Source organism: Streptomyces sp. TS71-3 (assembly GCF_018327685.1).
Taxonomy (GTDB): domain Bacteria; phylum Actinomycetota; class Actinomycetes; order Streptomycetales; family Streptomycetaceae; genus Streptomyces.
Genome location: NZ_BNEL01000001.1, coordinates 5,864,516 through 5,887,920 on the forward strand (window position 1 = coordinate 5,864,516; position 23,405 = coordinate 5,887,920).

Annotated in this window: 26 protein-coding genes; 10 read left to right on the forward strand and 16 right to left on the reverse strand. The window is 72.3% G+C overall.

The window, feature by feature from the left end:
• Window positions 1-8: 8 nt before the first annotated feature.
• Together Sm713_RS24035 and Sm713_RS24040 are read right to left on the reverse strand one after the other, a co-directional pair.
• Window positions 9-1,160: a GTP-binding protein gene (locus Sm713_RS24035; protein ID WP_212911616.1), complete on the reverse strand. Its 1,152-nt coding sequence runs from the start codon at window positions 1,158-1,160 to the stop codon at window positions 9-11.
• Window positions 1,160-1,327: a hypothetical protein gene (locus tag Sm713_RS24040; RefSeq protein ID WP_212911617.1), complete on the reverse strand. Its 168-nt coding sequence runs from the start codon at window positions 1,325-1,327 to the stop codon at window positions 1,160-1,162. Before Sm713_RS24040 ends, Sm713_RS24035 begins: the two co-directional genes overlap by 1 nt.
• Before the next feature lie 78 nt (window positions 1,328-1,405).
• On the opposite strand from Sm713_RS24040, the gene rpmB reads away from it, so the two are divergent.
• The 3 genes from rpmB (at window position 1,406) to Sm713_RS24055 (ending at window position 3,442) form a co-directional block, all read left to right on the forward strand.
• Complete coding sequence (gene rpmB / locus Sm713_RS24045) at window positions 1,406-1,642, forward strand: 50S ribosomal protein L28 (protein WP_212911618.1); 237 nt, start codon at window positions 1,406-1,408, stop codon at window positions 1,640-1,642.
• On the forward strand, window positions 1,642-1,947 hold the full coding sequence (gene rpsN / locus Sm713_RS24050) for a 30S ribosomal protein S14 (protein WP_212911619.1): 306 nt from the start codon (window positions 1,642-1,644) through the stop codon (window positions 1,945-1,947). The genes rpmB and rpsN overlap by 1 nt, the downstream gene beginning before the upstream one ends.
• Before the next feature lie 220 nt (window positions 1,948-2,167).
• The gene (locus Sm713_RS24055; protein WP_212911620.1) at window positions 2,168-3,442 is read left to right on the forward strand and encodes an APC family permease; all 1,275 of its coding nucleotides are present in this window, start codon (window positions 2,168-2,170) and stop codon (window positions 3,440-3,442) included.
• 24 nt (window positions 3,443-3,466) lie between these two features.
• Here Sm713_RS24055 and Sm713_RS24060 read toward each other — a convergent pair whose 3' ends face one another.
• Window positions 3,467-3,772 carry a PadR family transcriptional regulator gene (locus tag Sm713_RS24060; protein WP_212911621.1) on the reverse strand — a complete coding sequence of 102 codons (306 nt, stop codon included), beginning with the start codon at window positions 3,770-3,772 and terminating at the stop codon, window positions 3,467-3,469.
• 172 nt (window positions 3,773-3,944) lie between these two features.
• Here Sm713_RS24060 and Sm713_RS24065 point away from each other — a divergent pair, with 172 nt between their 5' ends.
• Both Sm713_RS24065 and hemC read left to right on the forward strand, forming a co-directional pair.
• Window positions 3,945-4,712 (forward strand): DUF72 domain-containing protein, encoded by a 768-nt coding sequence (locus tag Sm713_RS24065; protein WP_212911622.1) that lies wholly within the window; start codon window positions 3,945-3,947, stop codon window positions 4,710-4,712.
• Between the two features lie 260 nt (window positions 4,713-4,972).
• On the forward strand, window positions 4,973-5,908 hold the full coding sequence (gene hemC / locus Sm713_RS24070; protein WP_212911623.1) for a hydroxymethylbilane synthase: 936 nt from the start codon (window positions 4,973-4,975) through the stop codon (window positions 5,906-5,908).
• A 119-nt stretch (window positions 5,909-6,027) separates the two neighbouring features.
• Here hemC and Sm713_RS24075 read toward each other — a convergent pair whose 3' ends face one another.
• The 9 genes from Sm713_RS24075 to Sm713_RS24115 form a co-directional block, all read right to left on the reverse strand.
• The gene (locus Sm713_RS24075; RefSeq protein ID WP_212911624.1) at window positions 6,028-6,267 is read right to left on the reverse strand and encodes a DUF6332 family protein; all 240 of its coding nucleotides are present in this window, start codon (window positions 6,265-6,267) and stop codon (window positions 6,028-6,030) included.
• 57 nt (window positions 6,268-6,324) lie between these two features.
• Window positions 6,325-7,278 carry an IS481 family transposase gene (locus Sm713_RS24080; RefSeq protein WP_212911625.1) on the reverse strand — a complete coding sequence of 318 codons (954 nt, stop codon included), beginning with the start codon at window positions 7,276-7,278 and terminating at the stop codon, window positions 6,325-6,327.
• 117 nt (window positions 7,279-7,395) lie between these two features.
• On the reverse strand, window positions 7,396-8,433 hold the full coding sequence (locus Sm713_RS24085) for a hypothetical protein (protein ID WP_212911626.1): 1,038 nt from the start codon (window positions 8,431-8,433) through the stop codon (window positions 7,396-7,398).
• 153 nt (window positions 8,434-8,586) lie between these two features.
• On the reverse strand, window positions 8,587-9,465 hold the full coding sequence (locus tag Sm713_RS24090; RefSeq protein WP_212911627.1) for a fructosamine kinase family protein: 879 nt from the start codon (window positions 9,463-9,465) through the stop codon (window positions 8,587-8,589).
• Window positions 9,466-9,930: 465 nt separating this feature from the next.
• Window positions 9,931-10,245 carry a multidrug efflux SMR transporter gene (locus Sm713_RS24095; RefSeq protein ID WP_212911628.1) on the reverse strand — a complete coding sequence of 105 codons (315 nt, stop codon included), beginning with the start codon at window positions 10,243-10,245 and terminating at the stop codon, window positions 9,931-9,933.
• Between the two features lie 144 nt (window positions 10,246-10,389).
• Complete coding sequence (locus tag Sm713_RS24100; RefSeq protein ID WP_212911629.1) at window positions 10,390-12,000, reverse strand: NAD(P)/FAD-dependent oxidoreductase; 1,611 nt, start codon at window positions 11,998-12,000, stop codon at window positions 10,390-10,392.
• Window positions 12,001-12,412: 412 nt separating this feature from the next.
• Complete coding sequence (locus Sm713_RS24105) at window positions 12,413-13,465, reverse strand: DUF2891 domain-containing protein (RefSeq protein WP_212911630.1); 1,053 nt, start codon at window positions 13,463-13,465, stop codon at window positions 12,413-12,415.
• A gap of 126 nt (window positions 13,466-13,591) precedes the next feature.
• Window positions 13,592-14,560 (reverse strand): DUF979 domain-containing protein, encoded by a 969-nt coding sequence (locus tag Sm713_RS24110; RefSeq protein WP_212911631.1) that lies wholly within the window; start codon window positions 14,558-14,560, stop codon window positions 13,592-13,594.
• Window positions 14,557-15,303: a DUF969 domain-containing protein gene (locus Sm713_RS24115; RefSeq protein WP_212911632.1), complete on the reverse strand. Its 747-nt coding sequence runs from the start codon at window positions 15,301-15,303 to the stop codon at window positions 14,557-14,559. The genes Sm713_RS24110 and Sm713_RS24115 overlap by 4 nt, the downstream gene beginning before the upstream one ends.
• Window positions 15,304-15,649: 346 nt before the next feature.
• On the opposite strand from Sm713_RS24115, the gene Sm713_RS24120 reads away from it, so the two are divergent.
• Window positions 15,650-16,429, forward strand: a complete 780-nt coding sequence (locus tag Sm713_RS24120; RefSeq protein ID WP_212911633.1) for a class I SAM-dependent methyltransferase — start codon at window positions 15,650-15,652, stop codon at window positions 16,427-16,429.
• A gap of 430 nt (window positions 16,430-16,859) precedes the next feature.
• The gene (locus Sm713_RS24125) at window positions 16,860-17,279 is read left to right on the forward strand and encodes a PPOX class F420-dependent oxidoreductase (RefSeq protein ID WP_212911634.1); all 420 of its coding nucleotides are present in this window, start codon (window positions 16,860-16,862) and stop codon (window positions 17,277-17,279) included.
• Window positions 17,280-17,412: 133 nt separating this feature from the next.
• Here the strand turns inward: Sm713_RS24125 and Sm713_RS24130 are convergent, their stop codons facing one another.
• The 3 genes from Sm713_RS24130 to Sm713_RS24140 all read right to left on the reverse strand — a co-directional run bounded on the left by Sm713_RS24130 (window position 17,413) and on the right by Sm713_RS24140 (window position 20,127).
• Window positions 17,413-18,069, reverse strand: coding sequence for a maleylpyruvate isomerase N-terminal domain-containing protein (locus Sm713_RS24130; protein WP_212911635.1), 657 nt, complete (start codon window positions 18,067-18,069; stop codon window positions 17,413-17,415).
• A gap of 63 nt (window positions 18,070-18,132) precedes the next feature.
• Complete coding sequence (locus Sm713_RS24135; RefSeq protein WP_212911636.1) at window positions 18,133-19,077, reverse strand: hypothetical protein; 945 nt, start codon at window positions 19,075-19,077, stop codon at window positions 18,133-18,135.
• 138 nt (window positions 19,078-19,215) lie between these two features.
• Window positions 19,216-20,127, reverse strand: a complete 912-nt coding sequence (locus tag Sm713_RS24140) for a Ku protein (protein ID WP_212911637.1) — start codon at window positions 20,125-20,127, stop codon at window positions 19,216-19,218.
• A gap of 430 nt (window positions 20,128-20,557) precedes the next feature.
• Here Sm713_RS24140 and Sm713_RS24145 point away from each other — a divergent pair, with 430 nt between their 5' ends.
• On the forward strand, window positions 20,558-21,400 hold the full coding sequence (locus tag Sm713_RS24145; protein ID WP_212911638.1) for a TIGR03621 family F420-dependent LLM class oxidoreductase: 843 nt from the start codon (window positions 20,558-20,560) through the stop codon (window positions 21,398-21,400).
• Here Sm713_RS24145 and Sm713_RS24150 read toward each other — a convergent pair.
• Window positions 21,384-21,758: a cupin domain-containing protein gene (locus Sm713_RS24150; RefSeq protein ID WP_249416467.1), complete on the reverse strand. Its 375-nt coding sequence runs from the start codon at window positions 21,756-21,758 to the stop codon at window positions 21,384-21,386. The genes Sm713_RS24145 and Sm713_RS24150 overlap by 17 nt on opposite strands.
• A gap of 302 nt (window positions 21,759-22,060) precedes the next feature.
• On the opposite strand from Sm713_RS24150, the gene Sm713_RS24155 reads away from it, so the two are divergent.
• Window positions 22,061-22,261 carry a hypothetical protein gene (locus Sm713_RS24155; protein ID WP_212911639.1) on the forward strand — a complete coding sequence of 67 codons (201 nt, stop codon included), beginning with the start codon at window positions 22,061-22,063 and terminating at the stop codon, window positions 22,259-22,261.
• 41 nt (window positions 22,262-22,302) lie between these two features.
• A complete protein-coding gene (locus Sm713_RS24160; protein ID WP_212911640.1) occupies window positions 22,303-23,373 on the forward strand; it encodes a class I mannose-6-phosphate isomerase in 1,071 nt (356 codons plus the stop codon).
• Window positions 23,374-23,405: the final 32 nt, after the last annotated feature.

Sequence of the window (23,405 nt, forward strand, 5' to 3'; positions counted from 1 at the left end):
GAGTGGGGTCAGGCGGGGTCGAGCAGCCAGTCGAAGGCCCCGGGCAGGCGTTGCCACGCCTGTGGACCGGCCGCGTACTCGGCATCGGTGAGCAGGCAGGAGTCCAGGAGCCGTGCGACACCGGTGCGGTCGAGGCCGGGGGACGTGAAGACGAGGTGCTGGCAGCGGTCTCCGTGCTCCGCGTGCCAGTCCAGGGCGGCGGCCGCCCGCCGTACCGGGGGAACCATCTCCCAGGCGGCGTCGGGCAGCGAGGCGAGCCAGGGGCCCGTGCTCTCGACGCAGAGAGCACCGCCGGCGGAGTCCCAGGAGAGCAGCGTGTCCGGCCGGTCGGCGAGCCAGAAGCGGCCCCTGCTGCGCGCCGCAGCGCAGCACAGGTCCTCCAGCGCCTGGTGGAGCCGTTCGGAGTGGAAGGGCCGGCTGCGATGCCAGACCAGGGTGGTGACGCCCGCCTCGTCGGCCTCCTGCGGCAGCAGTGCGGAAGCGGGGTGCTGCGCAGCGGCAGCGGCCTGAACGTCGAAGCCGGTGAACGCGAGCCGTGCGAGCTCGTGGCCGGACGCGAGGACGTGGCGCGCCGTGGGGTGCAGCTGGGCCAGCAGGGCGTGGTCCTGATCGTCCGCGTCCTCACCGTCCACGAGGGCGAGGACGGGGGCGTACTCCAGCTGCCGTGCGAACGTGTCCGCGACGGTGCGCTGGTCCGTCGCCGCCGCGGCGAGACCGACGTCCGCCAGGTCGTCGCCGTTCGCGAGGAAGGGCAGGACGAGCGCCGGGTCGATCGCCGTGATCACGTTGGTGAGCGCCAGAACGTCCCCGCTGTGCTCGGCGACGACTTCGGCCATGGCCTTGGGCTCGACCGAGTCCCACAGGTCGATGATCGCCAGCCGCGCCAGTCCGTGCGAGGCCAGGCGTCGCAGCTCCGGGACGAGGTCCTCGCGCAGTGCGCAGCACGCGCAGTCGTTGACCAGCGGAGCGTCGCCCGACGCGAGGACGCCTGAAGCGTCGCGGACGTGTCGCCGTACGGTTCCCGCGCCCGCGGTGGCCAGGTCGTGGTGGAGGGCCACGCTGCCCGGCACGGCCTTGAGCAGCCGGTCGACGACCTGGGCGCGGGCATCGGAGTGCAGGCCGCCCACGAGGACGACCGGCATCCGGCCCTCCGCCCGCATCACCGGGCCCCGACGCGGCCGTTGCGGCGCCCGAGGGCGTCCGTCCGGCGCGGTGTGCATGGGGGGCGGCGCTGGGTGCCGCGGAGGTTCTTGCGGGCCATGTGGGTGTCGCCGGTTCCCGCGGCGGGGCGGGGTCCGACGACCGGGCGGAGTTCGTTGCGAGCCATGGACGCTAGTATATGGGAATGATTTCCATTATCGATAGCCGGTCACGGCTGTCCGTATCGAGAGAGGCAGGTCGTCCCATGTCCGCCCACTGCCAACTGACCGGCGCCCGGCCGGTCTTCGGCAACCGCATCTCGCACTCGCACCGGCGCACCTCACGCCGCTTCGACCCGAACATCCAGCGCAAGCGGTACTGGCTGCCGGGCGAGGGCCGTTACGTGCGGCTGTCGCTGAGCGCCCGGGGCATCAAGATCGTCGACGCCATCGGCGTGGAGGCGGCGGTCGCCCGTATCCGCGCCCGGGGGGTGAAGGTCTGATGGCCAGGCGGAGCAAGATCGCGAAGAACGAGAGGCGCAAGGCCGTGGTCGCGCGGTACGCCGCCCGGCGCGCCGAGCTGAAGGAGATCATCCGGTGCCCCTCCTCGACCGAGGCCGAGCGCGGGGCCGCGTTCGCCGAACTCCGCCGCCAGCCGCGCGACGCCAGTGCCACCCGCGTCCGCAACCGCGACGGCGTGGACGGCCGCCCGCGCGGCTACCTGGGGAAGTTCGGGCTCTCCCGGATCAGGGTGCGGCAGCAGGCCCACGCCGGCTTCCTGCCCGGTGTCACCAAGTCATCGTGGTGAGAACCGCCCCGGCGTCCTGACGGAGTGGCCCGGGGCACGGGACAGGGTCCCCGGGCCACTCCGCCCGGGGCCCGCACGTCCTGCACGTCCTGCACCGTGCCCCTGCCGCCGGGACGCACGGGGACCCGGTACAGGATGGTCGGGCCGGTCGGATGCGCGCCGGAGGCGAGCAGGGTACGCAGGCACCGCCCGGCGCGGACGCGGCCGAAGGAGTGGGGACATGGGCACGGCACAGGCGCCCGGGACGGCCGGCGGGTTGCGGCGCCGGCTCGGCCTGCTGGACGCGGTGGTGATCGGTCTCGGCTCGATGATCGGCGCCGGGATCTTCGCCGCCCTCGGGCCGGCCGCACGCGCCGCCGGGTCGGGCCTGCTTCCGGGCCTCGCCCTGGCCGCCCTGGTCGCCTACTGCAACGCCAACTCCTCGGCGCGGCTGGCCGTCCGCTACCCGTCCTCCGGCGGCACCTACGTCTACGGCCGCGCACGCCTCGGCGACTTCTGGGGATACCTCGCCGGGTGGGCCTTCGTGACCGGCAAGACCGCCTCCTGCGCGGCGATGGCGCTCACCGTCGGCGCCTACGCCTGGCCGCAGCAGGCGCATGCTGTGGCGGCGGCCTCGGTGGTGGCGCTGACCGTGTTGAACTACAGCGGGGTGCAGAAATCAGCACTCGTCACCCGGGGCATCGTGGCCGCGGTCCTCGCCGTGCTCGCCGCCGTGGCCGTCACCACGCTCACCTCCGGCACGGCCGACGCATCACGGCTCGACATCACCCGCGGCGCCGGACTGCCGGGAGTGCTCCAGGCCGCCGGTCTGCTCTTCTTCGCGTTCGCCGGCTACGCGCGCATCGCCACCCTCGGCGAGGAGGTCCGCGACCCGGAGCGCACCATCCCCAAGGCCATCCCCATGGCGCTGGGCATCACCCTCGTCGTCTACGCGGTGGTGGCCGTCGCCGCGCTCACCGTGCTGGGGCCCGAGGGGCTCGGGCACTCCACGGCGCCGCTCTCGGACGCCGTCCGGGCGGCGGGCGCGGACGGTCTCGCGCCGGTGGTGCGCGCCGGGGCCGCCCTCGCCGCACTCGGCTCGCTGCTCGCCCTGATCCTGGGCGTCTCCCGGACCACCCTCGCGATGGCCAGGGACCGGTACCTGCCGGGCGCCCTGGCCGCGATGCACCCGCGGTTCGGCGTGCCGCACCGCGCCGAGCTGGTGGTCGGCGCGGTGGTGGCGGTGCTCTCGGCGGTCGCGGACGTGCGCGGGGCGATCGGCTTCTCGTCGTTCGGCGTACTGGCGTACTACGCGGTCGCGAACGCCTCGGCGTGGACGCTGCCGCCCGCCGGACGCCGGGCCGCGCGCACCGTGCCCGCGGCCGGCCTGGCCGGCTGCCTGGTCCTCGCCTTCGCCCTGCCGCCCTCCTCGGTGCTCCGGGGCGGCGCGGTGCTGGCCGCCGGCGCCGCCCTCTACGCCCTGCGCCGGGCCGTCACCGGGCGCCGGGCGGAGTAGGGGAACGCCGGCCGGCGGCAGCCGTCACGACGGGGCGTGGCCGAGCACCCCGCGGGCCAGCGCGGCGAGCGCCCGCCGGTCCTCCGCGAGGGCCTGCCTGCCCGCCGTGGTCGCGCGGTACAGCCGCCTGACCCGGCCGCCGACCGCCCGCTGCGCGGACACGAGCAGTCCGTCCGCCTCCAGCCGGTGCAGCGTCGGGTACAGGGTGCCGGGGCTGATGTGGTGCCCGTGCCTGGCCGGCTCCCCGGTCATCCACGCGCCGTGGATCTCCCCCTCGGCCGCATGGTGCAGGATGTGCAGCCGCACCGCTCCCCGCTGGAACTCCCGCACTCCTCGAACCTCCACGCTCGGGCCGGCCGTGACGGAACCGATATCGGCCGCCGATCCTATGCCCGGCACGGGGCCCTCGACCTGCCCGGCAACCCCGGAACGATCAATTCCGGCCGGGTGCGGGAGGCACCGCCGACGCGCCCCGGCGGCGCCGGCGTGCTTGCCTGGGAGGATGAGCGTCCACCTCGGCACGTCGGGATGGCAGTACAGGCACTGGCGGGACGTCCTGTACCCGGGCGACGTCCCCCAGCGGCTGTGGCTGGAGGAGTTCGCCAAGGGGTTCGCCACGGTCGAGCTGAACAACGCCTTCTACCGCCTCCCGGACCGCGAGGCGTTCGCCGCCTGGCGGGACCGTACGCCCGAGCACTTCACGATGGCCGTCAAGGCGAGCCGCTACCTCACCCACATCAGGCGCCTGCGCGAACCCGGCGAACCGGTACGGCGGCTGATGAGCCATGCCGAGGGGCTCGGCGACCGGCTGGGCCCGGTCCTGCTCCAGCTCCCGCCCACGCTGACCGCCGACGCGGAGCTCCTGGACACCTGTCTGCGCTGCTTCCCGTCCGGCGTCCGGGTGGCGGTGGAGACCCGGCACCCCTCGTGGGACGTGCCCGAGGTGCGCGACGTGCTGGTGGCCCGCGGCGCCGCCCTGTGCTGGGCCGACGCCCGGTCCCGGCCGGTCAGCCCGCTCTGGCGGACCGCGGACTGGGGCTACCTGCGGCTGCACGAGGGCGGCGCGAGTCCCTGGCCGCGCTACGGCCGGCGCGCGCTGGACAGCTGGGCCGGGCGGATCGCCGGGACCTGGCCGGACACGGCTGACGTCTACGTGTACTTCAACAACGACCCGGGTGGCGCCGCGGTCCACGACGCCGTCACGTTCGCCCGCGCCGTCCGGGCCCTCGGCCGCACGGTCAGCCGCGTCCCCCGGGATCTGCCCGGCTGACGGGACCGCAGGGGATCGCGGGGCGGTCGGGAACCGTAGGACGTTCAGGAACCCCGGGACAGTCCGGGACCGCAGCACTGCCGGGAATCGCGGGACCGCCAGGAACCGCACGAGGGTCCGGCACCGCACGAGGGTCCGGCACCGCACGAGGGTCCGGCACCGCTCCGGCGCCGGTGCGTGCGCCGGGAGAGCGCCCGCCCCACCCCGCGGGGGTCCGGGCGCGTGCGAAGTGGCCCCCGGGGAGCGGCTAGAGTAGGGGAATGGCGGTTCCTGAATTGGTCCGGATTGTCTCGCGTGACTCGCCGATGGCGCTGGCGCAGGTCGAACGGGTGCGCGCGGAGCTCGCCGCCCACCACCCCGGGCTGGCGACCGAAGTCGTCCCGGTCAAGACGACCGGCGACAAGTGGATGGGCGCCCTCTCCCAGGTGGAGGGCAAGGGCGCGTTCACCAAAGAGGTCGACGCCGCCCTGCTGGCCGGCGAGGCCGACCTCGCCGTGCACTGCGTCAAGGACGTCCCCGCCGACCGGCCGCTCCCCGCGGGCACCGTCTTCGCCGCCTTCCTGAAGCGCGACGACATCCGGGACGCCCTCATCCACCCGGACGGCCTCACCCTCGACCAGCTCCCGGCCGGCACCCGCGTGGGCACCTCCGCCGTGCGCCGCCAGGCTCAGCTGGCCGCCCTCCGGCCCGACCTGGAGTGCGTGCCGATGCGCGGCAACGTCGGCCGCCGCCTGGAGCGCCTCGCCGCCGGAGACGCCGACGCCCTGCTGCTGGCCGCGTGCGGCCTAGAACGCCTCGGCCGCACCGAGCTGATCAGCGACCTGCTCCCGGCCGAGCTGATGATGCCTCCGGTGGGAGCGGGCATCCTGGCCCTCCAGTGCCGCGAGGACGACACCGACCTGATCGACGCGATCAGCGATCTCAACGACTCCGCGACCTACCGCGAGGCGACGGCCGAACGCATGCTGCTGCACGTCCTCCAGGGCCACTGCAACAGCCCCATCGCCGGCTACGCGCGCAACGAGCACGACGGCAACCTCTCCCTGCGCGCCTGCGTGTTCAGCCCGGACGGCAAGACGGTCCTCCCGGCCCACGAGTGGGCGGGCCGCCTCGACCCGGCGACGCTCGGCACGTCCGTCGCCGTGGCCCTGCTGCGCCAGGGCGCCCGCGAGCTGATCGACTCCATCGACCACTGACCCGCGCCACGGCCCACCGGGCGCCGGCAGCCGGAGGCCGCAGTGCCCGGCACCGGCGGCACCACGGCACGTGGACGAGACAGAAGCCGCTCCGGCGGGCCCGGAGCGGCCCGCCGGTGTCAGCCGCGCAGATTCCGGGAGAACCGGCGCAGGACGTGTACCACGCGGACGACCGCCAGCGCCGCGGCCACGAACCCGCCGGCGAGCAGCAGCGTCCGCTCGACCCCGGAGGGCAGGTCCCACACGGCGACCGGACCCGCGATGGCCCCGAACACCAGGACGGCCGACACCCCGGCGCTCAGCAACGCGTAGCAGATCTCTACGGTGACGCGGTCCCGTTCGCTCTGACTCCTCGTCATGGTTCCCCCTTTTCCCCATCATGCAGGACACCGGGCTGAGGGGGCGTCGGCCGGCGCCTAGGTGTATTGCCCTGTGAGGTTGGGGACGCGGCTGGCGGGTGGTTGGCCTTTCAGCGCGGTGTGTCCGCGGTGGTGATTGTAGGTGTGCAGCCAGTCAGGGAAGGCGTCGCGTCGTTCCTGCTCTGAGCGGTAAGGGCGGGCGTAGGCCCACTCATCGAGCAGGGTGCGGTTGAAGCGTTCGACCTTGCCGTTCGTCTGGGGTCGGTAGGGCCGGGTTCGCTTGTGGGTGATCCCGGCCGCCGCCAGGGCATCGCGCCACAGACGGGACTTGTAGCAGGAGCCGTTGTCGGTCAGCACGCGCTCGACGGTGATCCCGCACGAGGCGAAGAACGCCTGCGCCCGGATCCAGAAGGCGACGGCGGTCTCTTTCTTCTCGTCGGTGAAAATCTCGCTGTAGGCCAGGCGGGAGTGGTCGTCGACGGCGGTGTGCAGGTAGCTGTAGCCGGCGCCGGAGCGGGTCTTGCGGCCCGCTTGGCGGCCAAGGATCTTGTGGCCGCCACCGTCGGGGATATTGCCGAGCTTCTTGATGTCGACGTGGACGAGCTCGCCGGGCCTGACGCGTTCGTAGCGGCGTATGACGCGGCCGGTGGCCCGGTCCAGATGCGTGAGGCGGGCCAGGCCGTAGCGGGTGAGTACCCGGTGCACGGTGGAGGGCGCCAGCCGCAGAAGGCTCGCGATCCGTGCGGGGCCCCAGCGGCGCAGTACGCGCACCTTGATGATCCGCCGCTCGGTACGTGTCGACGTCTGGCGTGGGCTGGCGTGCGGGCGGCTGGAGCGGTCGGTCATGCCCGCCTCGCCGAGCCTGCGGTAGCGGTCGGCCCACCGCTGTGCCGTTGTCGGCGAGACCTGGAAGCGTTCCGCGGCCCGGCGCAGGGGCCAGTTGTCTTCCACGACGCAGCGGGCCAGCCGCAGTCGTCCTGTCTCGGTCAGGGGTGCATTACGGTGGGGCACGAGGGCCTTTCTGGTCGCCGGTGCAGATGTCGCAATCCACACCGAGCCAGAAGGCCCTCACCTATTTCAAGATCGCTCAGCCGTGGCGTCCGTCACCAACCTCCGTGGACAGAACACCTAGGGCGCGTAGGTCCGGTAGTACAGCAGCTCGCCGGACTCGCCCGGAGCGGCTCCTTCACCGGGCAGGAAGAGCCCGACGAACACTGCGGGCCGGCCGTTCGGTGCGGTCAGCACGGTCGCCGTCGGGTTGGCGAACGCGGTGCTGCCGCCGTCCGTCCTGATGGCCGTGGTGTCGGCGTTGCCCGTGCTGTAGTCGTAGACGAAGGTGCGCCAGGAACCGAAGTCCCCCTTGACGTACTGCCCCTCGAACATCCCGTACGGGAAGCCGCGGAAGGTCAGGGCGTCACGGTCGCCGATGTTGCCCTTCACCCCCCAGTGGAGCAGCGCGTTGTCGACGTTCGGCTGCGCGGCGGCGGACCAGGAGGCGAAGTCCGTCAGGGTGGCGCGCATCTGCCGGTCCACGTCGCAGCCGGAGTAGAAGTGGCCGCCGATGTCGATGGTCGAGTGGTCGATGTCCGGGTGGAGCGAGACCGAGTAGATGTTGGGGGTGCCCTCGGCGCAGTCGGACAGGGTCTGCGGTGCGTCGAAGCTCCGGCTGGCGGTGCCCGACAGGAGATCGTTCCGGCTGGCGTAGTAGCGCACCGCGACATGGTTGTCCGGGTCCTGCTCCCACGCCATCACGTAGCCGCCGTTGGTGAGCGCCTTGATGGTGGGCTGGGAGGCACCGGGCCCGAAGTCGTGAGCGAGGGTCCAGGACATCAGGTCCGTCGACGTCGCCAGGAACGCGTGGAAACGCCCGTCGGGTCGCAGCGAGTGGTAGACGGCGAGGTATCTCCCGGTGCCGTCCTGGATCACCTTCGCCGCGTCCATCCCGTTGCCCGCACTGTCCTTCGCCTGGTAGTGGTGGGCGTCGGAACCCCGCACGTCCTCGATCATCCCGCGCAGTTCGGCCCTCGGCCCGTCGGACGGCGGCGCGTCGCGCGGCACGGCCCCCGCGGTGCCCTCAGCGCCGAGTGCCACCAGCAGCAGCGCTGCCGCGGCGCCCGCGGCCGCGGTGCGCAACCGGGTCCTGACCAGGTTCAGGGGCAGGTGCATAGCAGTCCTTCCGTCCTCGGCCGGCAGAGCAGCGCAGGAGGGCCGCGGTTCTCACGGGTGCGGTGAGGCGGTCCACCGGCGCCGAGCGACTCAGGGATACCCCACGGGCAACGCGCCGAAGCCGCTCCCGGACCCACCGCCGCCCGGCTCCGGTCAGGCGGCGAGGGCCGCCCGCGCCGCCGACAGCGCCTCCTCGCCGTAGCCGCGGCCGAACAGCACCGTGTGCACCAGGAGCGGGAAGAGCTGGTGGAGCGGGACGCGGTGCCGCCAGCCGTCGGCGAGCGGCGCGGCCTGGCGGTAGCCGTCCAGGACCTGCTCCAGATACGGGCAGCCGAAGAGCCGCAACATGGCGAGATCGCTCTCGCGGTGCCCGCCGTGGGCCGCGGGGTCGATCAGCCATGCCCGGCCGTCGGCGCCCCAGAGCACGTTGCCGTTCCACAGGTCGCCGTGCAGCCGCGCGGGCGGCTCCGCCGGGCCGGCCAGCTCCGGCAGCCGCTCGCAGACGGTCTCCACGAGGGCCGCCTCGCCGCGGCGGATGGTGCCGGCGTCCACGGCGCGCCGCAGATAGGGCAGCACCCGGTGCTCGGCGTACCAGTGCGGCCACTGTTCGCCGGGGACGTTGCGCATCGGGGCGAGCCCGATCCAGGCGTCCTCGGGGCCACCGGGCGGCGGCGCGCCGAAGGCGGGTGCGCCGGCCGCGTGCAGGGCGGCGAGGTCGCGGCCGAACCGCGCTGCGGCCCGGGCGTCCGGCCGTCCCGCAGGCACCTTCTCGATCACCAGCCGGTCGGCGTCCTGGCCGAACACGGCGGGCACCCGGACCGCACCGGCGTCCGCGAGCCAGCGCAGCCCCGCGGCCTCGGCCTCCACGGCGCCGGGTCCGCCCCCGTGCTTGACCACCACCATCTGCCCGCCGTCGAGGGCGACTTCGGTGAGGTTCCCGGACAGCCGGTGTTCCGCGGCCACCGCACGCCCGGTCATCCGTGCCGCCACGGCGCCGGGCCCCCGGTCGTCGGATGCCGGAGGAACCGTCATACGCCGTACCTTCCGCTCGATGGGTGCGTCCCATACATGCCGCCTCTCCCCGCAGGCCCGCACGTCCCAGCGGTCCGCGCCGCCCGCACCCGGCCACGTGTGAAGAACAGACGTTCGACACATGTCCTGTCACCTGCGGCTTCGTATACTCCACCCGCCATGCTCTGCACGGATCGGGAGAGTGGGTGAACGGTCATGTGTTCGGGCATACCTCCAGCCCTCCGGGTCACAAGATCAGTGCGCCGCGAGAGCTTCTCGAAGCGCTCAACTCCCGCACAAACGCGGTGAGTTGAAGGTTCTGGATCTTTGAGGAGAAGATCATGGGTTTTGCTGCTGCCGTCAGTGTCCTCGTTGCCTTCGCGGGTTGCGTCGGGCTGTCGTGAGGTAGGTAGACCCTCTGCTCCTTCGCAGGGTGGGTGTGAGGGCCCGGCCGCTCCGGCCGGGCCCTCGTTGCCGTGGGCGCGCTCACTGCACCAGCTTCAGACCTGCCACGCAGCCGATGATGCCGGCCAGCAGGAGCACTTTCAGCACGCTCGTGGACTCGCCCGCGAAGACCATGGCGTACGTGGCGGTCAGCACGGCGCCGATGCCCACCCACACCGCGTACCCGGTACCCACCGGCACGGTCCTGAGCGCGTACGACAGTCCCGTCATGCTGAGCGCCAGGCCGACGAGGAACACGGCGGTCGGAAGCGGACGGCTGAGGCCGTGCGATTTGCCGAGCGCGGTTGCCCACACGGCCTCCAGCACACCGGAGGCCACCAGGACGATCCATGCCATGTCCGAATCCCCAGTGCCGCCTTGCCGTACCCGGGCACCGTACCTCGCGTCCGGGAGCCGATCGGGCCCTGCCCGCCATCCTCACACGCCACCCGCCCCGGGCTCGTCCTCCGCACCGGCACAGCGAGTCCCCTCCCCGGGGCGCTACCGGTGGGAAGCCCGCCGGTTCGGACGCCGGCGGTCCGCCGCGAGAAGGGCCTGGGCGACCAGGTGGCCCGAACCCCCGCTCAGGCCCGCGCCGGGATGGGTGGACGCACCGATGTGCCAGAGGCGCCGGACGGCCGTGTGGTGGCGTGCCGCGCTCGGCACGGGCCGCCACACGAAGTTCTGGTCGAACTCGGTGGAGCCGGCGTAGGGATCCCCGTCGACGGCGTTGGGGTTCGCGGCGGCGATGTCCACGGGCGTGAGGACGTCCATGGCGAGCACCTTGCCGTCCAGATCGGGAGAGTGGCGCGCGACACGGGCCAGGACACGTCTGGCGTAGCAGTCGGCGAGCCGTGCGTCCCAGCCGTCCGCGACGGGCAGCTCGCCGGCGGCGTCGCCCGAGGGGCGGAACGGAACCTCCTGCAACTGGATCCACAGGGCGGCCGCGCCCCGGGGCGCCCGTGACGGGTCGAGGAGGTGCTGCTGCCCGACCACGACCGTGGGCCTGTCGGGCAGCAACCCCGCCTCGGCCTGCGCACACGCGATGCCGGTGCTCGCGGAACCGTCCGAGACATGCACGAGCGGAACCCGCCGCAGCCGTTCGTCACGCCACTGGAGCGGCCCCGACAGCGCCACATGGATCTGCATCCCGGCGCGGCCCGGCCGGAACCTGCGGACCTCGTCGCTCACTGCGGCGCCCACGGCTCCCGCGGGCAGCAGCGTGCCGTACAGCGCCCGCGGGCCGACCGACGCGAGGACCGCCCGGCCCGCGCCGTGCCGCTCGCCGTCCACGACCACGGCGGTGGCCCGGCCGCGTTTGACGACGATCTCCTCCACCTCCGCGGAGGTGTGCACGTGCACTCCGCGCTCCCGCAGCAGCGAGCAGAAGGCGTCCACGAACCGCCCCGACCCGCCCGCCACGATCGGCAACCCGAACCCGTGCAGGGAGGCCGCGAGCAACGGCACCATGAGCCCGCCCGAGGCGTGGTCGGGTGACAGTCCGGTGTGCAGCAGCCAGGGAACCATCAGGTGGTCCACCTCGTGACCGTCGAACTCGCGCCGGCACCAGGACCGTCCACTGGTGACGAGGTCGCGCACGCAGCGTTCCGTCCCCGCCAGGCCGAGCGCGCGGACCAGGGCGGCGGCCGGGCGCAGCGCCCTGGCCGAGCGCAGCTCGGTGGACATCAGCGCCCCGATGAGAGGTGCGTGCCGCTGCATGTCGCGGAGCATCCGCAGGTAGCGATCCCGGTCCGCGGCGTGTGCGAAGCCCTTGGCGGTGGCCTCGGGGTCGCGGTCCGCGACGACCGCCCGGCCGTCGTCGGCGACGCTGGCGGTCAGCGGGCCGTCGGTGTTCCGGTAGGTCAGCCCGTGCCAGCGCAGCGCGTCGCCGAGCGCGGCGTACGCCGGACCGGACGTGAAGAGCGGGTGCCACGACGCGAACGTGTCATGGACGTAGCCCGGAAGGGTGCGCTCCGCGGAGGCGATGAAGCCGCCCAGCCGCTCACCCCGTTCGAACAGGCGGACCGTCCACCCCGCGCCCGCCAGCTCGGCGGCGGCCACCAAGCCGTTGATTCCCCCGCCGATCACCACTGCGTCGGTGACGTCCGCCATCGCCGGCTCCCTGCGGTCGTGTCAGGCGGCGACGGCTCGCTGCCGGCACCTGCCACCCGCGCGCCGCGGCGCAGCGGCGCGCCGTTTCGCACCAGTCTGCCGCAGCGGCCGCCATCGCGCCCGGAGCCGTGGTCCGGGGGAGTGTCCTCCGGCCGGCTTGCCCCCCGTCGGGCCCGCGTGCGCCTGACCGCCCCGGGGGAACCCGATCCCCAGGGCGGTCAGACGGTCCGCGCGGGCCGCTGCGCGGACGCACGGAGAACACGGCGGCGTTCCGGCGGCCCCGGTAGGCATCCAGCCGAAGCCGAAGCCGAAGCCGAAGCCGAAGCCGAAGCCGAAGCCGGAACCTCCCGCTGCCGCGGGACGAACGCCGTGCGGTGCGAACGCCATGCGGGTGGCGCCGCGCCGGCGGAAACTAGACGGTCACCGGCCCCGCCTCCGCGACGGACTCCAGCGCGAGCGTCGCGAACGTCGCCAGCCAGTGGTCGCTGGCCCACGTGCCGGTCGCCACGTGCGGCAGGGAGGCGGTCAGCTGCCGTACGGCCGCGGTGGACAGCACGGGCACGCGCGGGTCGTCGGCCGGCAGGGCGCGCCCGATGGCACCGAGCGCCGCCGCGCGGCTGAGCCCGAGCCCCAGCAGGTGCCCGATCTGCGGGTCGTCCGGGTCGGAGACCTCGGGCGGGGTCAGCAGCGAGGCGGGCTGCGCCTGGGCCAGGCCCGGCAGGAAGCCGGTCAGCCACTGCGCGAACTCCCCGTCCGGCAGGACCCGGCGCACCGCGTCCGCCTCGGTGAGCGCGGGGGAGACGAAGTCCTGCCCCGACGGCTCCCAGCCGGCCGGGTAGTCGCGGTCGGCGAGGAACCACCGGCGCACGGCGTCCGTCGCGGCCTCGGTGGCGGTGTCCGAGTCGAGCAGCAGACCCAGCGCGAACGCGCTGTTGGTGTGCACGCCGTGCCGGACCGGATAGGTGGCCTTCGCGAGCCAGGCCTCCACGAGTTCCCGGACGGCGTCGCGGGCGGGTCGCGTCGCCTCGGCCCACGCGTCCGCACCTTCGACTCCGTCCGCGCTCGCGTCCCCGCACTCGGCCGCCAGCCGGGCGAGCCAGGCCCAGCCGTAAGGGCGCTCGAAGGTGGTGTTGGCGCGCAGATGGGCGGCCTCGGCGGTCAGGGCGTCGACGGTCAGATGGGCGTCGAGCACCTCGCGTACGGCAGCGGTGTCGATGTGCCCGGGCGCCCTGCGCATCAGCCGCACCAGGAGCCAGTGCATGTGCACGGCGGAGTGCCAGTCGTACGAGCCGTAGAAGGCGGGGTGCCGCGAGCGCGGCGGGGTCAGGTCGGTGGGCCCGGTCAGCAGCTGCTGCGGGGCGTACGGATAGGCGCGGGTGACGTTCGCGGCGGCGAGGCGCGCGAAAGAGTCGGCGTGGTCATCGAGAAGGGCGGGGCGGTGGGCAGGGTCTTCAGCGGGGGACACGGTGGTGCTCCGATCGGGGGGTTCGGCGGTGGACGCGGACGGTGGGAACGCTCTCGGGCCGAGGGCCGAGGGCCGAGGGCGGTCTCAGGGACCGGTCCGGGAGGACGGCACGGGGGCTGGCGGGCCTCAGAAGGCGAAGACGGACATGATGGCGATGCTGCAGGCGAGCATCGCCACCGCCGTGGGAGCCTGGGCCTTGATCGGCCCGTAGGTGTCCTTCAACTCCAGCAGCGCGGCGGGAACGAGGTTGAAGTTGGCCGCCATCGGCGTCAGCAGGGTGCCGCAGAAGCCGGCCAGCATGCCGACGGCGAGCACCACGGCGGGGTTGGCGTGCGCCTGCTCGATGAGGACGGGCCAGCCGACCGCCGCGGTCATCACCGGGAAGGCGGCGAACGCGTTGCCCATGATCACGGTGAACAGTGCCATGCCGATGCAGTAGACGGCTACCGCGGTGTACTTCTGGCCGTCCGGGAGCAGGTGCGTGGTGATCTTGCCGATCTGGTCGCCGACCCCGGCGGTGGCGAAGATGGCGCCCAGGATCGCGAGCATCTGCGGCAGCACGAGTGCCCAGCCCATCGACTCCAGCATCGAACGGCCCGCGTGCAGCGGCACCGACACCCGCCGCTCGCGCAGCAGGATCATGCCGACGACGAGGGCGACGAGGGAGCCGATGCCGAGGCCGAGGAGGGTTTCGGAGTCCTTCTCCAGCAGGGGCATGCCGTTGATGTGCCAGCGCTTGACCAGTACCGAGCAGAGCACGGCCACCACGGGTATGCAGAGCGCGGGAATGAACAGCTTGTTGCCGTACCGGGCGGCGGACGCCTCCCGCTGCTCCGGCGCTGTGCCCTCGGCGGTGCCGCGTCCCGTCAGGCCGAATCCCGCGAGGGCCGCGATGACCAACACGGCGACTCCGAGCGGCTGGGCCGGAGCCTGCTTGTTCACCACCCACGTGCTGTAGACGAAGCAGATCCCGAGCAGCCCCCAGAAGGCCCCGGTGCCGTAGCGCTTGGGGTTGGTGGTGTCGCGGAACATCTGAAGGGCCATCACGATGAAGACGGCCCCGACGAGCCAGTAGAACCACTCTGCCTTGATCATGCGCCGGCCTCCTCGGACGTGCCCGCGCCGGTGGTGGTGCCGGTGGTGGTATCGGTGGTCGTGCCGGTGGTGAGGGGCTTCAGCTCACGCGCGAGCCGCCGGTCCTGGTGGAGCAGCCGGCCGCCGTGGATGATCAGCGCGCAGACGGCGCTCGGGATGGCCCACAGGGCGAGTTTCAACGGTTCCAGGTGCGTGTGGTACGTCGCGTTCGCGAACCCGGTGATCAGCAGGATGGAGCCCACCGCGAGGAAGATGTCCTCGCCGAAGAAGGCGCCGACGTTGTCCGCGCTCGCCGCCATCGACCTGACCCGTTCGCGCACCTTGTCGGGCAACTTGCCGTAGCGGCGCTCCGCGGCGCCCTCCGCCATGGGCGCGATCAGCGGGCGCACCGTCTGCGCGGGACCGCCGATGCTCATCAGCCCGAACGCGGCGGTGACCTGCCGCAGCAGCAGGTAGAGCGCGAGCAGCCGGCCGGTGGTGAGGCGGGCGAGCCTGGTGATCAGAATCCTGCCCTGCTCGCGCAGGCCGTAGCGTTCCAGGAGGCCGATCACCGGCAGGGTGATGACGAAGACGGTCACCGACCGGCTGGTGGCGAAACTGGACCCGAACGTGGTCAGGATCTCGTTCGGGGACTGTCCGTCGATGCCCGCCGTCACGATGCCTGAGATCGCGACGACGAGCAGGGGATTGCGTTTGGTGGCGAACCCGAGGACGACCACGAGTACGCCGAGGAGGACGAGCATCCGAGCCCCTTTGGACGGTTGTGCTTGTTCTCCGCCCCGCAAGAGTGCGAGGCGGCTCGCCCCGGGAGATTAGGATGTTGTTCAACAATCCATCAATATGCTGGTTGTTTCTTTCTCACGTCGGCTCTTGGCATTTCACCCGATAAGGGACACCAACGGCGCCCGGCGCCGATCGCCGGGCCCGCATCGGCCGCGGGGGCCGCTCCGGGATCGGTGACGTGACCGGTCACGTCACCGATCCCGGAGCCCGGCTCGGCTCGGTGGTGTCCGGCTCGGATCAGCCGCGATATCCACTGGTGGACCCGTCCCGGGCCTGCCCACCTTCCCCTCCGGAGAAAGGGGCCGGATGAACCGGAACATACGCACAACGGATGATGTGTTGCGACTCCTGGATGATCTCTTCGCACCGGAGGCGGACCGCTGGACGGCCGACGCGGGCGACTGGTGGGACGCCTTCTATGCGGACCGCTCCAGGCCGGTGCCGTTCTTCGTGGCGAAGCCCGACGAAAGTCTGGTCTCGTACCTGGACCGCGGACTGCTCGCGCCGGGCCGCGCACTGGACCTGGGGTGCGGCCCCGGGCGGAACGCCCTCCACCTCGCCTCGCGCGGGTTCGACGTCGACGCCGTCGACCTCTCACCGGCTGCCATCGCCTGGGCCGAGGACCGCGCCCGTGAGGTCGGGGCCGATGTCCGCTTCCACCGCGGCGACGCTTTCGCCCTCACAGCGACCGAACTCGGCGGCCTGTACGACGTGATCTACGACTCCGGCTGCTTCCACCACCTGCCACCGCACCGCCGCATCAGCTATCTCGCGCTGCTCGACCGCGCCCTGGCCCCCGGCGGCCATTTCGCGCTCTCCTGCTTCGCTGCGGGCCGCATGGGTTCCGAGCTGTCCGACGCGGAGTTCTACCGCCAGTCCGGCCTCCACGGCGGCCTCGCCTACACGCTGGAGTCCCTGCGCTGGATCTTCTCCGACCTGACGGAGATCGAGGCACGCCTCATGCGCGACGAGCCTCCCGAGTCACCCTCCTTCGGAGAGCCGTTCCTGTGGACGGTCCTGTTCCGCCGGCCGGAGCCGCATGCTGAAGCGGCGGCAGACATGAACGCGGGCGAACTCCCGGCGTAGCCGTTGCTCGTCCTTGATCTCGGCATGCAGGAACGCTGCGACGGGCCGCAACCCGGGCCGGCGGCTGCCGATCGCGCGATCGGGCTCCTCGGGGTCGGTGTAGCGGTTCGCGTAGGCATGGAGGTAGTGATCGCTCTCCCCGAACCCCATGGCCCGGTACCACCTCAGCGTGTCCGGCCGGTCCCTTGTCCAGGCGTCCAGGGTCGTGACGGTGCTGGGTCGCAGACGCGCTCGGGCCGCGGTGAGCAGTGCGCGGCCGATGCCTCGGCGCTGGTGGTCCGACTGCTCGCTGCGTGTGCGTTGCGCGAGGTGGCGTGGCTGGTGGGCTGATGGGGTGCCGTCGGGGGCGGTGTGGGAAGGTGTGGGAAGGTGTGGGACCGGGGGAGGGGGACAACCGAAGAGAAACCGTTCTATCCGTGGAGGGTGTGTCGTGTCGCTTCCGCCGTTGCCCGAGGCTCAGATCGCCATGCTGAAGAAGCCGAACCCTGCTGTCATAGGGACAGTTCGCGCGGACGGTCAGCCCGTATCTGCTGCTACGTGGTACTTGTGGGTAGACGGCCGGATTCTGGTGAACATGGATGAGGGCCGCAAGCGGCTCGTCCACATGCGGAACGACCCGCGCGTGACGTTGACCGTGCTGAACGGGCAGGACTGGTACTCCCACGTCACCATCATCGGACACGTCGCGGAGTTCCTCGCGGACAGCGATCTGTCCGACATCGACAGCCTCTCCACGCACTACACCGGCAAGCAGTACCCGCAGCGGGACCGTGGCCGGATCAGCGCGTGGATCGAGGTGGACCGCTGGTCTGGTTGGGGCGAGCTCAAGGACAGCGCTCAGCCGGGCTGATCGGCCGCCCGTCTGACCGGCCTGCCCGTCTGATCGGTCTTCCGGGGTGCCGCGCCGGCAGGACGACCTGCTTGACTCGGACCCCCGATCCGACGTCGGACTCACCAGGCCCGGCGACACCAGGGCGGACGCATCAACCGAGGACGAACGGCAACTTGGCGCCCAACTCCCCGAGTCCCGCCCTCTCCGCGTCCGTCGGTGCCCGGCGCCCCGTGCCGACCAGAAGGGCGTCCGTGTCGGTGAACGACGCGGGGAACTCTGCCCCCGCGATCTCCTCCAGCATCGCGCGCGAACGGGCCAGCCCTTCCCCGGGAGGTTCCGTCGCCTCCGGGAGGTGGGCCACCAGATCGAGGTGGTGCAGCGTCCACTCCAGGACGTACGCACTGAGGTAGTCGCCCGCGGTGAGCACCTCATCGCGGGTGCCCACCCGGCGGCGGGGATCCGCGAGTTCGGCCGCGCGTCCTGCGGCGGAGCCGACGTCGTCGAGGTGGAACTTCAGCAGCCGCGGGTCCTCGTACGCCGCGGCCAGCCGGACGATCAGAGCGTCCAGCGGGTCCTCACCGCTCGGCGGCCGGTTCGTGACCTGCCAGTACGTCAGGGCGTTGACCGTCGGTTCCGTCCCGGCAGGGGTGACGAGCGTGATCAGGACGTCCTGCGCGTCGATGACCAGGTGGCACACGAGATCCCGCACGAGCCACCCCGCGCAGCCGGACGGCCGCTCGAAGTCCTCGTCGGGGAGGTCGGCCACCGCGGTGCGCAACGCCGTCCAGCAGCGCGAGAAGAGATCCACCCCGGCAAGCTAATGCGGTGGGCAACGGCGGACAAGCGAATTCGGCCGCCGGGGCCGCTCACCTCAACCACCGGCCGTCCGGCGGTGGGAACGGACCAGTATCCGCATCATCGCGGCACCCACCACGACCGCGGCGAGACGCAGGACCACCGCGACGGCAAGGTCCTCCGGCAGTGCAGCGTCGTCAGGCTTCGCGAGCGACACGTACAGCGTGAGCGGCAACTTCCAGCCGCTCCAGGCGAACAACGAACCGGACCCCAGCCAACCCACCGCCATCGGAACCCAACGGGGCAGCCGCACGCACCCGGCACGGGTGAGCGCGAAGGCGGCCGCGGACGCGGCGAGCCCCCACAGCCCGCACACGGCGTTCAGCGCACGCCAGTGGGCGTTCCGTTCGTCCGGATGCGCGACACCGCCCGCGCCGCCGGCAGCCCAGTACAGCCACGCCAGCCCGATGACGGCACCGCCGGCCACCACCCACGCCGCGAGCCGCGAGCCCTCCGCACCCCCACCGGCCCGCTCGGCGAACGCGTCCGGCCAGCGCCGCCGCAGGTACGCCGGCAACGCCACGGCCAGGCCCAGTCCCATCCCCACGAAGCCGACCTGGATCAGCGCCGCCTCCCAGCCGGGCATGGACGGCCCGTCACCACCGCCGCCACCTTCCCCTGATCCCCCGTCCGCCGATCCCAGGAGCGAATCCAGAACGGCGTACGGCAGCAGCGGAACGAGGAGCCCTGTCGCGACCCATGCGACGAACGCCACGAGCGGCCCCGGTATCCGCATCCCCCAGGGCCGTGCCAGCGCGAGCGCCACGGTGATGCCGATGCCGGCCATACCGACCGTCACGGTGTTGAGGGCCACCCACTCCACCAGACCGAACCCCGCCCCCACCGGCAGCAGCCCCGCGAGCGCCCCGACCACCCACGACACCTTGATCAGCGCGTACGGCAAGAGCGCCAGCGCCGCCCCGTACGCGGCGAACCGGCCCGCCCGGTCCCATCTCTCCACCAGGGTTCCCCTCCCGTCGGCAGGAACCCACTCTCACCCGCGACCGCACCACACCACGTCCTCCGCGGGACGCAACAGCCTCCGCCGCCCGGGCGAGGTGGAGTACACCCGCAGGCGCCCGGTGCGGGGCCGCCCCGCTCAGGCGGAGCGCCGCGGTCGCCGGCCCCCGCTCTTCTTCGCCGCGGTCTTCTTCGCCGCCGCCTTCTTCGCGGTCTTGGCCGCGGCCTTCTTCCTCCTCTCGGGCATCTCGTGCACTGTCGCCTCCTCGCCCTCGCCTCGGGCGGTGCGGGCCTTCTCGACCGAGCTGCGCAGGGCGTCCATGAGGTCGACCACCTCGCTGGGCCGCTCCTCACGGGGCGCAGGCGGCGGCTCGACGCCTTCCTGCTTGGCCTCGATCAGCGTGGCCAGGGCCTCCGTGTACGCATCCGTGTAGCCGCTGACGTCGTCGCGGCCCATGCTCTCCAGCAGGTCGACGGCGGCGTCGACCTCGTCGTCGCGCATCTCCACCGGCGGGGGCGCCAGGCTGGAGGGGCTGCGTACCTCGTCGTCCCACTTCAGGCTCTGCAGGGCGATCGCGTCACCGACGACCCGCAGCATCCCCAGGCGTTCCCGGTTGTGCCAGGCGTATTTGGCGATGGCGACCCGGCTGGAGCGCTCCAGCGCACGCCGCAGGAGCACGTACGGCTTCTCGGCGGCCGGCGCGCTCGCTTGCAGGTAGTAACCGTCACCCATCCGGATGGCGTCGATCCGCTCCGCCGGCAGGAACGACACGATCTCGATGGCCTTCGCGGTCGGCAGCGGAAGATCGTCCAGTTCGTCGTCCGTGACCGGCACGACGTTGTCGCGGGTGATCTCGTACCCGCGGCCGATCTCCTCCGGCTCCAGAACCTTGCCGTCGAGCTCGCACACCTTCTGGTAGCGGATGCGGCCCTGGTCGGTCTCGTGGTACTGGTGCAGCTGGATGTTGTGTGTCTCGGTCGCGGCGATGACCCGGATCGGAATGGTCACCAGACCGAACGAAATACTTCCGTTCCAAATGGGTCGGGGCATGGCAAACCTCCCATAACACCCCGAGAGGATCAGCCTACCGCCCGCCCCGCCAGGCCCGCAGTCGGACGTGGGCCGACCCCATCCCGTGACCGGTGGGACACGAACACCGGAGAAACAGGTCCGCACCCGTTTGGCCCAACCCGTATCGACTTGCCACCGATCCGTGCACCCGCGAATCCGCGCACCCACACTTCCGTGCCGCCGGGGAGCAGCGCGGAGTGGCGACGGCGGCGGTACGCAGTGGCAGTACGCGGTGGCAGGACTGGAACCGCCGACCGTGGCGGCACCGCACGCCGATCGCCTCGGCTACCGTCCGCAGGGTGAGATTTCCTGTGCGGTGTGAACGTGACACGAGTGGCACACGTTGTGTGGGTTGGACCGGATCGGATCGGTTCACTCGCTCATTTGTTCACCAGCGCAAAGGACTGCCATGACCCACCCCCCGTTCCGCTTCGGCGTCAGCCTGTTCACTGTCGGTTCCCGGTCGGCATGGCGCGACCGCGCGCGCGAGGTGGAGGACCTCGGGTACGACGTGCTCCAGGTGGCCGACCACCTGGGCGTGGCGGCACCGTTCCCGGCGCTGGTGGCCGCGGCCGACGTGACGAGCATCCGGCTGGGCACGTTCGTGCTCAACGCCGGCATCACCAGCCCCGCCTACCTGGCCCGGGATGTCGCGGACGTGCACCGCCTCACCGACGGCCGCTTCGAGCTGGGGCTCGGCGCAGGTTACGTCCCGGCCGAGTTCGAGGCCGTGGGCCTGCCCTTCGGCACGGGCGGCGAGCGCCTTCGGAAGCTGCAGGAGAACCTGGCGGCGACGCGGGAGCTGCTCGCCGCGGAGGCGGACAACCCGGTGCCGCCCATCATGCTGGCGGGCGCCGGCGAGCGCATGCTGCGCTTCGCCGCCCGCGAGGCCGACATCTTCAGCTTCTCCATCATGGCCGGGGTGACGGAGGGCGTGGCCCCGGAGGAAGCGCTCGCCCGCCGCGTCCAGGTGCTGCGGGAGGCCGCCGGCGACCGTTTCGACGACATCGAGCTGAACCTCTTCGTCGCGGCCGTGGGCGAGAGCACGCAGAAGGTCGACCTCTCGGTCATCCGCCAGGCCAGCGGCTTCGACGACGCGCAGCTCATGCAGTTGCCCGGCGTGCTGATCGGTTCGCCGCGTGAGATCGCGGACCGCCTGGTGCGGTACCGCGAGGAGTTCGGTCTCAACTACATCAGCGTTCTGGAGCCGCACATGGCGGCGTTCGCCGAGGTGATCAGGCTGCTGCGCTGACGCTCGGTGCGACGGTGGTGCCGTCGTCAGGGGGTGAGGGGCGGCCCCAGGGTGTCGATGCCGCAGGATCGGGCCGTCGCCGCGAGCGCTTCCGGGTCGGGGGCGGTTCGCCGGGCGGTGTGATGTCGCCGGACGAGGCGGGTGTTCCGTCCGCGAGCGCGAACCGCTCGAACCCCGCCGGTGTGTGCAGAGTGAGGTACCGGGCCTGCGGGCTGGTCACCACGAAGGCGTGCGGAAGCCCCCGGGGCAGGAGCGCGGCGGCGCCCGCTCCGGCCAGGTGCGACTCGCCGTCCACCTGGAGGCGCAGCTCGCCTTCCAGCACCAGGAACGTCTCCTCGTCGGCGTCATGCCGGTGCACGGGGCTGCCGAAGCCGCGCTCGGCCCGGTGCTCCAGGACGGCGCCGTGCCCGCCGCTCGCGTCCCTCCGATCCGGATACGGACCAGTGCTCCCAGAAACCGGACGGCCCCCTGGACCCCGGGCGGCAGGAGCGCCGGGACGCGCGGAACGCTGAGCCCTTTCCGGAAAGTCACCTTCAGATGAGATATCAGGTGATCCGCATGTGCCCACGACCGGGCTGGGGCGGGAGCCGTCGTGGCGGACACCCGGGAGTGCTCCACCCTCGCATGGTAACGTTAACAGCGGAGGGGTAGGAGGCTGTGATGCGCGCTGAAGAGGTCGCCGGTGCGCCGACTCGCTCGTGGGCGATACGTCCCGAACTGCTCGGTTCGATGCGCCAGATGGCGGGTGTCGACCAGTTCGTCGTCACGGGTCGAGCCGCCGCAGCCGAGGAGGGGACGCTGCCCTTTCTGGAGGCCGGCGAGCGGGTGCGCTACGACATCGAGTTCACCTTCACGGCCTGACTCCGAGGCATACCGCCCGACTCCGAGACATGAGGAGGACCATGTCGAGCCCGACGAGCAGCTCCCCCGATCCCGCGGTCTGCGACGGCCGCAGCCCGCTCCTGCTTCCGGCCAACCGGCCCGCGAGGCGCCCGTACCGGGGAGGCAGCGGCATCGCCCGGTTCCGCGGCATCTCCCTGCCCGATGACCGCCGCCCCGAGGACTTCCTCGCGTCCACCACGGAGGTGTTCGCCGGCGGGGGAGTGGGGCTCACGGTCCTGCCGGACGGGCGCACGCTCCGTTCGGCCGTCTCGGAGGATCCCGCGGCCTGGCTCGGACCCGAGCACGTCCGGCGGTTCGGTGCCGACACGAGACTGCTGGTGAAACTCCTGAGCACGGACGAGCGGCTGTTCGCCCACTACCATCCGGACGCCGCGTTCGCCCAGCGCCACCTCGGCCGGGACACCGGCAAGACGGAGGCGTGGATCATCCTGGACACGGCCGGTGGCGACGGTTACGCGTACATCGGTTTCACCGAGGGGGTCACCGAGTCCGAGGTCGCCGGATGGGTGGCCGGCCAGGACGTCGAGAGGATCCTCGGGGCGATGCGACGGGTCCCGCTGCGCCGCGGGGACACGCTGTTCGTCCCGGCCGGGACACCCCATGCGATCGGTCCGGGGGTGACGCTCGTCGAGCTCCAGGAACCGACCGATCTGTCCCTGCTGCTGGAGTACGGATCGTTCGGACTGTCACAGGACGACGCCTTCCTCGGACTCTCTCCGGAGACGGCCCTGGAGGGACTCGACCGGACCGCCGTGGACGATGCCGCTCTCGCCCGCCTGCTCAATGCGGCAGAGCCGTTCCCCGGCCCGGACGAACCACTCCTGTCACGGAGCGCCGAACCGTATTTCCGGGCGTTCCGCAGGAGGGTCGACGGCACCGGGCAGGTGGCCCCGGGGTTCGGCGTGCTCGTCGTCGAGGAAGGCCAGGGCTGGCTCGAAAGCCGAGGGCAACGCCTTCCCCTGGCTGCCGGCACCTGCGCCCTGCTTCCGTACGGGGCGGGCGAGGTGACGCTCGGCGGGACACTGTCGGCGATCCACTGCGCTCCGCCGGCACCGGAGCGGGCAGGGTGATCGGGGCGCCGTGAGGCGCTGCCGCCTGTGTG